The organism is Micromonospora sp. WMMD723, from assembly GCF_049863385.1.
Classification (GTDB): Bacteria; Actinomycetota; Actinomycetes; order Mycobacteriales; family Micromonosporaceae; genus Micromonospora; species Micromonospora wenchangensis.
Map to the genome: position 1 here is coordinate 4,069,746 of NZ_JBMKNR010000001.1, position 11,729 is coordinate 4,081,474.

Genomic DNA, 11,729 nt, shown 5'->3' on the forward strand with positions numbered 1-11,729 from the left:
TGACCAGCGCGGCGACGGCCCCGCCGACGTCGCACCTGGTCCCGGCCGCGTCCCCGGCCACTGCCACGCCTCCCGCGTCCCACCGGCGGCCGGGTCCGCCGACGCCGACCTCCGGAAAGGAAACCCCGACCATGACCGACGAGATCCGCGCGTTCCTCTTCGCCGCGTTGACCGAGATGAAGTACGACATCGAGGGCGCCGACGACGACACGGTGTTCGGTCCGGCCGGTCTCGACGTCGACTCGCTCGGCCTCGCCGAACTGGCCGTCCGGGTGGAGGACCGATTCGGGGTGACCTTCGACGACGACGAGGCCGAGGCGCTGGCGATGATGACAGTCGGCGAGTTCTGCCGCACGGTGGCCGCCCGCGTCGAGCCCGCCTCGGCACACTGACCGTGCCCGCCGCGCCGCCCCGGAGGCGGTCCGTGAGGTGTTCGGTGCAGCGGGGTGTCGCCGGGGCCTGGCAGGGGGGACGCGCATGCGTGCCGGCGTGACGGTGACCGGGATCGGGCTGGTCAGCCCGGTCGGCAGCACCGCCGCCGAGGTGTTCGACGCGGTCTGCGCGGGCCGGTCCGGCCTGACCCGGCCCCCCGAGGGGCACCCGGTGCACGGCGTCGTCGACGTCGCCGCGTTCAGCCCGGACATCGACCCGGCCAGCGTGCTGCCCGGTCCCGAGTCCCGGGTGGCCGACCGCGCGGTCGTGATGGCGCTGCGGGCGGCCGGTGACGCGGTGGCCGACGCCGGAGTCGAGGTGGGCCGGGACGTCGACCCGTACCGGGTGGCCGTGATCGTCTCCGGCGTCGGTGGCCTGTCCACCCTGGCGAGCCAGGTCCTCGCGCGGGCCGAGCGGGGCCGGTTCGGGGTCAGCCCGTACATGCTGCCCGGCACCCTGCCCAACATGGGCGCGGCGCGGATCGCCATCAGGCACGGCATCCGGGGCTACACCTCGTCGATCGGCACCGCCTGCGCGTCCGGGGCCCAGTCCATCGGGGAGGCGCTGCGCATCCTGCGCGCCGACGAGGCCGACCTGGTGCTCTGCGGGTCCAGCGAGGCGCCGCTCTTCCCGACCTTCGCCGACGCGTTCGGCAACGCCCGCGCGCTCGCCCACGGCTGGTCGGACCCGACGGAGGCGAGCCGCCCGTTCGACAGGCGGCGTAACGGCCTCGTCCTCGGCGAGGGGGCCGGGGTGTTCGTCCTGGAACGCACCGCGCACGCGGTGGCGCGCGGTGCCCGGCGGTACGCCGACCTGCTCGGGTGGGGCGCGAACAACGACGCCTACCACCCGACCACCCCCCGCCCCGACGGGTCCGGTGCGGCGCACTGCATGCGCACGGCGCTGCGCGACGCCGGCCTGGGCCCCGACGACGTCGGCTACCTCAACGCCCACGGCACCAGCACCAGGGCCGGTGACGCGGCCGAGGTGGCCGCCCTGCGGGACGTCTTCGGCGCGGCGGGTCCGCCGGTCAGCTCCACCAAGGGGGTCACCGGGCACGTGCTCGGCGTCTCCGGGGTGATCGAGGCGGCGATCGGCGTCGAGGCGCTGCGTCGCGGCCTGCTCCCGCCGACCCACAACCTCGACGACCCCGACCCGGGTGACGATCTCGACCACATCCGCAAGCAGCCGCGTGCGGCCGTGATCACCACGGTGATGTCCAACTCGTTCGGCTTCGGCGGCCACAACGTCAGCCTGCTGTTCGGCCCGCCCGGGGCGTGACCCGCCGCGTCCCGGGACGATTCCGGCTGCCGCGTCGGGACGGTGTCAGCGGACGGTGAGCACCGACGCCCCGTCGTGCCGGGCGACGGTGACGGCGAAGTGCTGGTCCAGCATGTCGGTCACGTAGTCGAGGTCGGCCACGAGGGGCACCGGCAGCATCGCCCGCTGGTCGACCGGGGCGTGGGTGCAGACCAGCTCGATCCGGTCGGCCTTGAGCAGCCCCCGGGTCAGGAACGCCGGCAGGTCCTCGGGCAGCAGGAACCGCCACAGGTCGACGTTGACGATCACGTCGAGCGCGCCGGCCTTGAACTGCTGGAGCACCGTGCCGAGCAGGTGCGCGTTGGTCGGCCCGGCCGGGGCGTCGTGGTCGAACGTCTGCGAGTCGGGACCGAGCTCCAGGGTGGACACCCCATTGCCGATCACCAACGCGGTGCGGGTGGCCAGTTCCGTGCGCAACGTGTCGGGCAGCGATTCCGGCCGCCCCAGCCCCGCCCGCCGGTACGCCTCGATGGCCTGACCGTAGAGGCGGATGCGACCCAGGTGCCGGCCGAACGTGTTGATCGCGTACAGCACCTCGACGTCGTAGCGCAGGTGCTTGCGCAGCAGGTACTTCATGTTGTCCATCGAGGCGAGCCCGTTGGACGTCTTGCGGAAGTGCGGCAGGTGGTACGACGTCGCCTCGACGTCCAGCTCGAACACGTCGGGCCGGCCCCCGTGCAGGTGGAAGATCCGGTAGAAGAACTCCAGGTCCTCGAACCCCCACTTGACCATCGCCTCGTCGAAGCCGGCCACCCGCAGGAACGACTCCCGGTCGACCGAGGCGTTGTGGGTCAGACCGAGCACCCAGGGCGCGCTGGGGAAGTCGCGGATGCGCTGCGGGTGGGCGATGTCCTCCAGCCGGGGGTCGCCGCGCTCGGCGTCCAGCAGCTCCGGGTCGACGGGTTCGCCCCGGCGCACCGCGTCCGCACCGGCCCAGTCGAGGTCGTAGCGCTGGCCGAGCAGGACCCCGGGCCGGCCGCCGCGTGCGGCGTGATGGTCACGGTGCCGGGCGAGCAGGGTGGGGTGGGCGACCGTGTCGGCGTCCAGGAACAGCAGGACGTCGGCCTGGGCACGGGCCGCCGCCGCGTTGCGGTTGGCGCTGCGGCCCCGGTTGGTCTCGCTGCGCACGCAGGCGATCCGCAGCCGGTCGGCGTAGCGTTCGACGACCGGGGTCAGCGGGACGGCCGAACCGTCGTCACCGACGATGACCTCGAACTCCTGCGCCGGGAGGGTCTGCCGGGTCAGCGACGCGACGGTCGTGTCGAGCGCGACGGCGTTGTTGTGGGCGGGGATCACCACGCTCAGGCGGGGCCGGTCCATGGGACTCCTTCGGAAGATACCGGCCGGGCCCCCGTCGCGGGCCGTCAGCGGGGGGTGCAGTGCCGGGTGATGTAGTCGGCCAGGTCGCCGACGGTGGTCATCCGGTCCTCGTCGAGGTCCTCGACGTCGATCTGGATCTCCAGCTCGTCCTCGATCTCGAGCAGCAGCTCCAGCGCGAGGGAGGAGCTGAGGCCCAGCTCGTCCATCAGCTGCGTGCCGACGGTGACCGGGGCCTCCGGCCGGAGCATCCGGGTCAGCAGCGCGACCATCGTGTCGACGACCTGCCCGCGCAGCTGCGGCGCGGTGGTCGTGTCGGGCTCTGTCACTGGACCCCACGCTCCAACATGGAGCCCATCAGAGCAAACGTGATCGGCGGGTGTCAACGGCTGTCGCGATCTTCAGCCGACCGGTCGCGGGGCCGGCCCGGACGGCCCGTCGAGGCCGTGGAACGACGCCGTGTCGTAGGGCGCGTCGCCGGTCAGGGCCACCGCGACCCGGTAGCCGGCCGGGGTCGCGACGTCGGTGACCCGGTGTACGCCCGGCGGCTCGCCGCACGCCACCACGTCCCCCCGGTGCACCGGCAGCGCCAGGTGCGGCCAGAGCCGATCCCCGGCCGCCTTGACCACCGCCTCCTTGCGGGCCCACAGCCGGGCGAACCGGTCGGCCCGGCCGGCGACGTCCGACCCCGAGGCGACGTGCCGGGCCTCCCCGGCGGCGAAGAACCGGGCGGCCAGCGCCACCGGGTCCCGTTCCGGCGTCACGTGCTGGATGTCGACCCCCACCGGCCGCCCGCCGCCCACCGCCACCGCGACCAGGTCGTCGGAGTACGACAGGCTGGTCTGCGGCCCGCCCCGGGGCTCGGTCAACGTCGGCTTGCCGTACCGGCCCCGCCGCCAGGCGAGCCGTCCGGGTGCGACGCCCAGGGCCGCGCCCACCACCAGGCGCAGCGCCCCGTGCGCCACGGTGAACCGGTCCCGGGCGGCGGCCGGACCGAGTGCCGCCGCCCGGGCGCGTTCGTCGGCGGTGAGCACCGCGTCGTACCGGGCCAGCTCGGTCGGGTCGGGTCGGGCCGGCAGGATCCAGATCCGGACGGTGTCCCGCATGGGCCGTACCCTAGCCCCGTCGGCACCGCCCGGCCGGCGGCACGATCTGCGGCGTTGACACGTGCCGATCTCCGTTGCTCTGATTGACCGATGTTCGCGCAGACCGCCGAGGCGCAGGTGCTCGTCCCGTTCGCCGGCCCGGGGGCCGGGACCGCGCCGCTGACCTGGGGTCAACTGGCGATCATGCAGGACATGCGGGAGACCGGGTGGACGCACAACGTCAGCGGTGCGCACCCGGTGCCGGCCGGGGTCACCGTGGAGCAGGTCGCGGCGCAGCTCGGTGACCTGATGAGCCGGCACCCGGCGCTGCGGATGCGGCTGGGCACCGACGACCACGGCGAGCCCTGCCAGGTGGTCGCCGCCGACGGGGAGATCGCCCTGGACGTGCTGGACGTCCCCGACGACGCCGACCCGGCCGACGTGGCGAAGTTCGCCTACGAGCTGGGCCACGCCCGGCTGCTGACCCCCTACGACCTCTACCGGGACTGGTCGGTGCGGATGGCGGTGGTCAGGCACCGGGGCGCGCTGGTGCACCGGGTACTGACCCTCGACCACCTGGTCGTCGACGGCACCGCCACCGCCCTGGTGATGGCCGACCTCGGGCTGGTCGACCTGACGGCCCGGCGCGCACCCGACCCGCGTACGGTGCAGCTGCTCGACCTCGGCCGGCGCGAGCGCACCCCGCCGCTGCGCCGGGTCAGCGACCGGGCGGTCCGCCACTGGGAGGCACACCTGCGTGACCTGCCACCCTCGACCTTCGGCGAGGTCACCAACCCGGCCGGGCGGCACGGCCGGCGGTTCTGGCACGGCCGGTTCAGCTCACCGGCGGCCTACCTGGCGGTGCAGGCCATCGCCCGACGCACCCGGACGGACACCTCCCGGGTGCTGCTGGCGGTGATCGCCGTGGCGGTGGGCCGGGCCACCGGGGTCAACCCGTTGACCGCCAAACTCATCGTCGGCAACCGGTTCCGGCCGGGATTCGCCGAGGCGATCGCCCCGCTGAGCCAGAACGGGGTGCTCACCGTGGACGCCGCCGACACCACCGTGGACGAGGTGGTGACCCGGGCCCGTCGCGCCTCCGTCGCCGCCGGCATGTACGCCTACTACGACCCGGTGCAGCTCGCCGAGGCCGGCGCCCGGCTCGACGAGGAGCGCGGCTACCCGGCCCGGGTGACCCTCCGGATCAACGACCGGCGGGTGGTGACCCGGCAGGCGGCGGAGGACGCGGCCCGCGCCGCCGAGGTGACCCCGGAGCAGATCCGCCGCCGGGCGGGCGAGACGTTCCTGGTCTGGGACGGCACCCTCGACCACCTGCCCGAGCAGGCGTTCATCACCGTGGAGGACCAGCCGGACACGATCTTCCTCCAGGTGATCTTCGACCTGGGCTGCTTCACCGAGACCCAGGCCGAGGCGCTGCTGCGCGGGGTGGAGGAGGTGGCCGTCGAGGCGGCGTTCGACCCGACGACACCGACCCGGGTCGCCGGCTGACCCGTCGCGTGACGGTCACCGGGCGGCGTGCCACCCGGTGACCGCCGCCGCGACGGTCACCGCTCCACGGCCCGGGGCAGGGTCACCGCTCGACCCGGTCCCAGGTCACCGGCAGTGCCTCCAGGCTGCGTACCACCAGGCCGGGCTTGAACCGCAGCTCCTCCTCGGGCACGGCCAGCCGCAGGCCGGGCAGCCGGCGCAGCAGCGCACCGAGGGCCTCCTGCAACTCCATCCGGGCCAGCGCCGCGCCGAGGCAGTGGTGCGGGCCGGCCCCGAACGCCAGGTGCGGATTGTCGGCCCGGGTCAGGTCGAGGGTGTCCGCCCCGGTGAACACCGACGCGTCCCGGTTGGCCGAGGCGATCGCCGGCAGCACCGGGGTGCCCGCCGGCAGGCACACCCCGCCCAGTTCCACCTCCTCGGTGGTGACCCGGGGCAGCAGCACCCCGTTGTCGCCGAGCTGGATGAAGCGGGACAGCTCCTCCACCGCACGGGCCACCGCCACCGGGTCGTCCCCGCGCAGGCCGGCGAGCTGCTCGGGGTGCCGGGCCAGCACGAGCAGGAACAGGTTGAGCTGGTTGGTGGTGGTCTCGTGGCCGCCGACGAAGATGCCTGCGGTCACCGAGACGAGTTCCCGTTCGGTGAGGTCGTCGTGCTCGTCCCAGGCCTTGATCAGGGCGCTCATCAGGTCGTCGCCCGGCTCGCGGCGACGCGCGACGATCATCTCGCCGAACGCGTCGAGGGCGGCCTGCGGGGCCGCCGGATCGGCGTCCCAGTCGCCGACGAGCGCGTCGGACCACTCGCGTACCCGGTCCTGGTCCTGGTCCGCGATGCCGAACAGCTTGCTGATCACGTAGATCGGCAGCGGCGCGGACAGGTGGGGGATCAGGTCCGCAGGTGGGCCCGCCGCCACCAGGTCGTCGATCATCCGGTCGACGAGCGCGGCCACCGTCGGGCGCAGCGCCTCCACCCGGCGGACGGTGAACGCGTGCGACACCGCCCGGCGCATCGTGGTGTGCCGGGGCGGGTCCATCCCGATCAACGAGTCCTCGGCCAGCGAGCCCAACTCCCGGGTCGGCCGGTCCGGCCCGGCCGCGGCGGCCCGGCTGAACCGCTGGTCGGTGAAGACCCGGCGGACGTCCGCGTGCCGGGTGGCCAGGTAGGCCCTGCCGCCGTCGGGCAGCGCGATCGGCGCCACCGGGCAGGTCTCCCGCAGCCGGGTGTAGTCAGGTGACGGGTGGTAGATCGTCGGAGCCGGAGCGAGCGGGTACGGAATGGGCTCTTGCGTCATCTGCGACTCCTAGGGTGGTCTGACGGTGGATCAGCTCCGGGTGCCCGCGGCGAGGGCCACCAGCGCCGGCACCACCTCGGCGGGGGCGGGCATCGCCCGGACCCGGTCGCGCATCAGCGCGGCGGCGGCGCGCCGGGGGCCGTCGGCGATCAGCTCGCCGACCAGCCCGCGCAGCGTGTCGTCGTCGGCCCGGCCGCCGGGTAGCCAGGTGCCGGCCCCGGTGACGGCCAGCCGCTCGGCGTTGAAGTGCTGATCGCTGACCTGCGGCAGGACGAGCTGCGGCACCCCGAGGCCGAGCGCCGTCATCGTGGTCCCCGCGCCGCCCTGCTGCACCAGCGCGGCGCAGGTCGGCAGCACCAGCCGCAGGGCCAGCGGGCTGTCGACCAGCCGGACGTTGTCCGGCAGCGGGCGCAGCGCCGCCTGCTGGGCCGGCTCGACCAGCACGACGACCTCCACGTCCAGCCCGGCCACCGCCCGCACGACCCGGGGGAGGTCCAGCCGGTCGTCGAGCCCGGCGCCGGCCATCATGGTGCCGGCCGTCACGCAGACCCGGGGCCGGTCCGCCGGGCCGTGCAGCCAGGGCGGCAACACGGCCGGGCCGTTGTACGGCACGTAGCGGACCGGCCGGGTCGGGCCGGTCGCCGGCACCTGCATCGGGGGCGGCACCGGGTCGAGGGTCAGCACCCCGGCCAGGTCCACGTCGGCGGCGGCCAGCCCGAACCGGCCGGCCAGCGGGCCGAGCACCGGCTCCGGGTCGAGCCGGAGGGTGACCGAGGAGTCCGGCCCCCACAGGTGCCGCACCCCGGGCACGCCCAGCGCGGCGGCGGCCACCGCGGCGGCGAGGTTGAACGGCTCCCAGACCATCAGGTCCGGTCGCCAGGAGCGGCCGAAACCGACCAGGTCGTCGAGGAGGGCGTCGGCGAACCGGACCACGCCGCCGTCGGCGGTGATCGCCGGTTCGACCGTGTCGTCCGGCTCGTCCTCGGCCCGGTCCAGGGCACCCACCGCGCCGATCCGGCCCGCGAAGGCGGTGGCGAAGTCGACGTCCGCGCCCAACGGCACCGCCGCCAGCCCGGCCGCGGTGATCGCCGGCACCAGCGCCGGATGGCTGGCCACCCGCACCTCGTGGCCGGCAGCCTGCAGGGCCCAACCGAGCGGCACCAGGCCGTAGAAATGCGACCGCCAGCCCCACGTCGACAACAGAATCCGCAAAGCCGCAGTCAAGTCCGACCCATCCGCGCGTACCACCCGGCAGTCCTGGTGCACCGATGCTAGGCGATGGGTGTCCGCACCCGGAAGATCGTCGCGGCGACCAATGGATATTGACGCCGGCCGTACCGATGACCGAGTCTTACCGGTGCCCGATGTGGACCGCCGACCGACAGGTGGGTAGCTCGCCATGACCGTCGTCTCGGAGCTGCGGGACTACCCCTTCGCGCCGTTCACCGGCGACCTGCCCGCCGAACTGCTCGACATGGTGGTGGCCGAGCCGGTCAGCCGGGTGCGGCTGCCCGACGGGCGGCCCGCCTGGCTGGTGCTCGGCTACCACGACTGCTGCACGGTGCTGGCCGACCCCCGGTTCTCCCGGCTGCCGCTGGGCGCGACCGGGACCCCCGACGGCGGCGGACCCCGCGAGTTGAACATGGACGGTCCGGCGCACGCGGTCGTCCGCCGGGTGGCCAGCCGGGCCTTCACCGCCCGCCGCATCGACACCTTCCGCCCCCGGGTACGCCGGCTGGTCGACGCGTTGATCGACGATCTGCTGGCCGGGCCCCGCCCCGCCGACCTGGTCGCCGCGCTGGTGGCGCCGCTGCCGGTGCACGTGGTCTGTGACGTGCTCGGGGTGCCGGTGGCCGACCGGCCCCGGTTCTACGGCTGGATCGAGGGCCTGAACTCGGTCACCGCGTACGGGTCCGCCGACGCCGCCGCCGCCCAGGCGGAGCTGCGGGCGTACCTGGCCGGGCAGTTGGCGGGCAAGCGGGCGAACCCCGGCGACGACCTGCTCTCGGCCTGGGTGCTGGGCCGCGACGCGCACGAACTCGACGACGCGGAGCTGGTGGAGCTGGCGATGGGGGTGCTGCTCGGCGGGCTGGAGATCAACTCCACCAGTGCCGGGCTGCGCGCGCTGTTCCAGCACCCCGAGCAGTTGGCGAAGCTGCGGGCCGACCCGGCCAAGCTCTCCTCGGCCACCGACGAGATCCTCCGGTACACGTCGGTGAGCAGCATGTTCCGGGTCCAGGTGGTCCGCGAGGACCTCACCCTGGGCGGGGTGGCGATGCGCGCCGGGGACTGCGTGATGGCGATCCCGTGGGTCGGCAACCGTGACCCCCGCGTTTTCCCGGACCCCAACGTGTTCGACATCGACCGGGTGCCGACCGCACCGCACCTCACGTTCGGCTTCGGGCCGCACTTCTGCCTGGGCACGGCGCTCGGCCGGATGCAGGTGGAGCTGTCCATCGGCGAGCTGCTGCGGCGGCTGCCGGGGCTGGCCCCCGCAGTGCCGCTCGACGAGATCCCCTGGCGGCACGACCGGATGAACGGCGGCATCGCGTCGTTCCCGGTCACCTGGTGAGGCCGCCCCGGTCACCGGCCGGCGGCGGCCACCCCGCCGACGCGGGCGGTCAGTAGCTCTCCACCGCGTTGACCCGGTCCGGCCAGTAGCGCTGGCCGGGCGCGGCGACGTAGTGCTCCCACCGGGGCGCGTCGCCGGTCGGGTGGTCGCCGAGCACGGTGATCCGCTGCCCGCGCCGCACCCCCGCGTAGTCGTTGATCGCGTAGTGCTGGGTGACCCGGTTGTCCCAGATCGCGACGTCGCCCACCCGCCAGCGGTACCGGCAGGTGAACTGGGGGCCCTCGGAGAAGGCGAACAGGTACTCCAGCAGCGCGTCGCTCTCGTTGCGGCTCAACTGCGGGATGTGCGAGGTGAACAGCCGGTTGACGTACAGCGAGCGGCGGCCGGTCTCGGGGTGCACCCGGACCACCGGGTGTTCGGCCCGGCTGGTGAACTCGGTGCCGATCCGGATGACGTGGATGGCGGTCAACCCGTCGAGCAGGTCGCGCATGGGGGCGGAGAGCGCCTCGTACACCTTGCACTGGTTGGTCCACATGGTGTCGCCGCCGGTCTCGGGCAGCTGCACTAGGTGCAGGATCGAGGCGATCGGTGGGCTCTGGTGGAAGGTCATGTCGGTGTGCCAGACGTCGACCTTGCCGCCGTCCTCGGAGTCGATCAGGACGATCTCCGGGTGCCCCTCCAGCCGGGGCAGGTACGGGTGCAGCTCGACCTCGCCGAAACGCCGGCCGAAGGCGATGTGCGCCTGCGGCGTCAGCGCGGTCTGCCCGGCGACGAAGACCACCTGGTGCGCGAGCAGCAGCCGGTGCAGGTGGGCGAACCCCTCGTCGGTCAGGGTGTTCAGGTCGATGCCGTGGACCTCGGCGCCCAGGGCGCCCGCGACGAGCCGTACCTGCGGCACGAGGGACGTGGTCATCGGTGCTTCCTCCGGTCTGGGCGCCCGGGCCCGTCGGCGCATTGTTCCACGACGGTGAATGGGATCTCCACCGTTGATATTGACGTCGTCGCGCCGTCCCTGGGAGCATTCGGGCCGGCGGAGGCCACGGCCATCGTGGACGCGCCTCGCGACGGGGAGGCTGTCCCGGTGACGATCGAGACCTCGACCGATGACGATCCGGCGGCCCGGCTCGGCCGGCTGACCGACCTGGCCACCCCGTTCGCCGTACGCACGGCGGTCACCCTGCGGGTGCCGGAGCGGATCGCGGCCGGCGTGACCGGTCTGGACAAGCTGGCCGCCGCCTGCGACGCCGACCCGGACGCGCTCGGCCGGCTGCTGCGCTACCTGGTCCACCGGGGCGTGTTCGTGGAGACCGCGCCTGACGTGTTCGCGCTGACCGACGTCGGCGAGCTGCTCTGCGAGCGCGACGGCGGCGGCCACGGCGGCTACCTCGACCTCGACGGTCTCGGGGCGCGGATGGACCTCGCCTACACGGGGCTGCCGCACGCGGTGCGCACCGGCGGGCCGGGCTACCAGGCGGTGCACGGGCGGGACTTCTGGGCCGACCTCGACGCGCACCCGTCCTACCGGGCCTACTTCGACGCGTTGATGCTCAGCCAGCAGCGGTTCACCGCGCCGCAGGTGGCGGCGCTCTACCCGTGGCAGCGGGTGGCCCACGTGACCGACGTCGCCGGAGGTGCCGGCGGGCTGCTGCGGGAGCTGCTGACGACCCACCCGCACCTGCGGGGAACCCTGGTCGACCGCGACGAGCCGGTGGCGACGGCGACGGCGACGTTCGCCGCGCACGGGCTGACCGACCGGGTCGAGGCCGTGGTCGGGGACTTCTTCGCCGAGCTGCCGGCCGGGGCCGACGTGTACGTGGTGTCCCGGGCGTTGACCGACTGGAGCGACGGGCACGCGACGGCGATCCTGCGCCGGTGCGCCGAGGCGGCCGGGCGCACCGGTCGGGTGCTGGTGGTGGAGGTGCTGCCGACCGACCCGTACGTGCCGTACCGCTCCCCGTACGACCTGCAGATGCTGGTGCTGGTGGGTGGCCGCGAGCGGGGGGTGGCCGAGCACGTGGCGCTCGCGGCGGCGGCGGGTCTGAAACCGGTCGGGACCTACCGCGGCACCGGGGGACTGACGCTGTTGGAGTTCGTTGTGGACGCCTGATCCGGCGACGGGTGATCAGACGTTCGTACCTGTTTTCGCGCTGCCGTGTGACACACGGTAAGCGGTTCAGCGGATTTCTCTGGCATCGACCGATTTGCC

11 protein-coding genes are annotated in these 11,729 nt (G+C 74.0%); 5 read left to right on the forward strand and 6 right to left on the reverse strand.

Annotated elements, in window-relative coordinates:
- Positions 1-131 precede the first annotated feature (131 nt).
- Together ACN261_RS18205 and ACN261_RS18210 are read left to right on the forward strand one after the other, a co-directional pair.
- Positions 132-392 (forward strand): acyl carrier protein, encoded by a 261-nt coding sequence (locus ACN261_RS18205; RefSeq protein ID WP_204928196.1) that lies wholly within the window; start codon positions 132-134, stop codon positions 390-392.
- A gap of 85 nt (positions 393-477) precedes the next feature.
- Entirely contained in the window at positions 478-1,713 is a 1,236-nt protein-coding gene (locus ACN261_RS18210) for a beta-ketoacyl-[acyl-carrier-protein] synthase family protein (RefSeq protein ID WP_425851198.1), read from the forward strand.
- 45 nt (positions 1,714-1,758) lie between these two features.
- Here the strand turns inward: ACN261_RS18210 and ACN261_RS18215 are convergent, their stop codons facing one another.
- From ACN261_RS18215 to ACN261_RS18225, 3 genes are all read right to left on the reverse strand, one after another.
- The gene (locus ACN261_RS18215) at positions 1,759-3,072 is read right to left on the reverse strand and encodes a glycosyltransferase family 2 protein (RefSeq protein WP_421486559.1); all 1,314 of its coding nucleotides are present in this window, start codon (positions 3,070-3,072) and stop codon (positions 1,759-1,761) included.
- 44 nt (positions 3,073-3,116) lie between these two features.
- Positions 3,117-3,398: a phosphopantetheine-binding protein gene (locus ACN261_RS18220; RefSeq protein ID WP_421486560.1), complete on the reverse strand. Its 282-nt coding sequence runs from the start codon at positions 3,396-3,398 to the stop codon at positions 3,117-3,119.
- A 72-nt stretch (positions 3,399-3,470) separates the two neighbouring features.
- Positions 3,471-4,175: a 4'-phosphopantetheinyl transferase family protein gene (locus ACN261_RS18225; protein ID WP_425851201.1), complete on the reverse strand. Its 705-nt coding sequence runs from the start codon at positions 4,173-4,175 to the stop codon at positions 3,471-3,473.
- Positions 4,176-4,265: 90 nt separating this feature from the next.
- Here ACN261_RS18225 and ACN261_RS18230 point away from each other — a divergent pair, with 90 nt between their 5' ends.
- A complete protein-coding gene (locus ACN261_RS18230; RefSeq protein ID WP_425851203.1) occupies positions 4,266-5,663 on the forward strand; it encodes a condensation domain-containing protein in 1,398 nt (465 codons plus the stop codon).
- Positions 5,664-5,745: 82 nt separating this feature from the next.
- On the opposite strand, the gene ACN261_RS18235 is transcribed toward ACN261_RS18230, so the two are convergent.
- On the reverse strand, positions 5,746-6,951 hold the full coding sequence (locus ACN261_RS18235) for a cytochrome P450 (protein WP_425851205.1): 1,206 nt from the start codon (positions 6,949-6,951) through the stop codon (positions 5,746-5,748).
- Positions 6,952-6,981: 30 nt separating this feature from the next.
- On the reverse strand, positions 6,982-8,163 hold the full coding sequence (locus ACN261_RS18240; RefSeq protein WP_421486564.1) for a nucleotide disphospho-sugar-binding domain-containing protein: 1,182 nt from the start codon (positions 8,161-8,163) through the stop codon (positions 6,982-6,984).
- Between the two features lie 187 nt (positions 8,164-8,350).
- Between ACN261_RS18240 and ACN261_RS18245 the strand changes: the two genes are divergently transcribed.
- Positions 8,351-9,523, forward strand: coding sequence for a cytochrome P450 (locus ACN261_RS18245; RefSeq protein ID WP_421486565.1), 1,173 nt, complete (start codon positions 8,351-8,353; stop codon positions 9,521-9,523).
- A 49-nt stretch (positions 9,524-9,572) separates the two neighbouring features.
- On the opposite strand, the gene ACN261_RS18250 is transcribed toward ACN261_RS18245, so the two are convergent.
- The gene (locus ACN261_RS18250) at positions 9,573-10,436 is read right to left on the reverse strand and encodes a TauD/TfdA dioxygenase family protein (protein WP_421486566.1); all 864 of its coding nucleotides are present in this window, start codon (positions 10,434-10,436) and stop codon (positions 9,573-9,575) included.
- Between the two features lie 168 nt (positions 10,437-10,604).
- Here ACN261_RS18250 and ACN261_RS18255 point away from each other — a divergent pair, with 168 nt between their 5' ends.
- Positions 10,605-11,630, forward strand: coding sequence for a methyltransferase (locus ACN261_RS18255; protein ID WP_421486567.1), 1,026 nt, complete (start codon positions 10,605-10,607; stop codon positions 11,628-11,630).
- Positions 11,631-11,729 lie beyond the last annotated feature (99 nt).

What these genes read in the sequence shown, in the direction of transcription:
- ACN261_RS18205 (WP_204928196.1), top strand. Translation starts at nt 132, where the DNA reads ATGACCGACGAGATCCGCGCGTTCCTCTTCGCCGCGTTGACCGAGATG.
- ACN261_RS18210 (WP_425851198.1), top strand. Translation starts at nt 478, where the DNA reads ATGCGTGCCGGCGTGACGGTGACCGGGATCGGGCTGGTCAGCCCGGTC.
- ACN261_RS18215 (WP_421486559.1), bottom strand. Translation starts at nt 3,072, where the DNA reads ATGGACCGGCCCCGCCTGAGCGTGGTGATCCCCGCCCACAACAACGCC.
- ACN261_RS18225 (WP_425851201.1), bottom strand. Translation starts at nt 4,175, where the DNA reads ATGCGGGACACCGTCCGGATCTGGATCCTGCCGGCCCGACCCGACCCG.
- ACN261_RS18230 (WP_425851203.1), top strand. Translation starts at nt 4,266, where the DNA reads ATGTTCGCGCAGACCGCCGAGGCGCAGGTGCTCGTCCCGTTCGCCGGC.
- ACN261_RS18235 (WP_425851205.1), bottom strand. Translation starts at nt 6,951, where the DNA reads ATGACGCAAGAGCCCATTCCGTACCCGCTCGCTCCGGCTCCGACGATC.
- ACN261_RS18245 (WP_421486565.1), top strand. Translation starts at nt 8,351, where the DNA reads ATGACCGTCGTCTCGGAGCTGCGGGACTACCCCTTCGCGCCGTTCACC.
- ACN261_RS18250 (WP_421486566.1), bottom strand. Translation starts at nt 10,436, where the DNA reads ATGACCACGTCCCTCGTGCCGCAGGTACGGCTCGTCGCGGGCGCCCTG.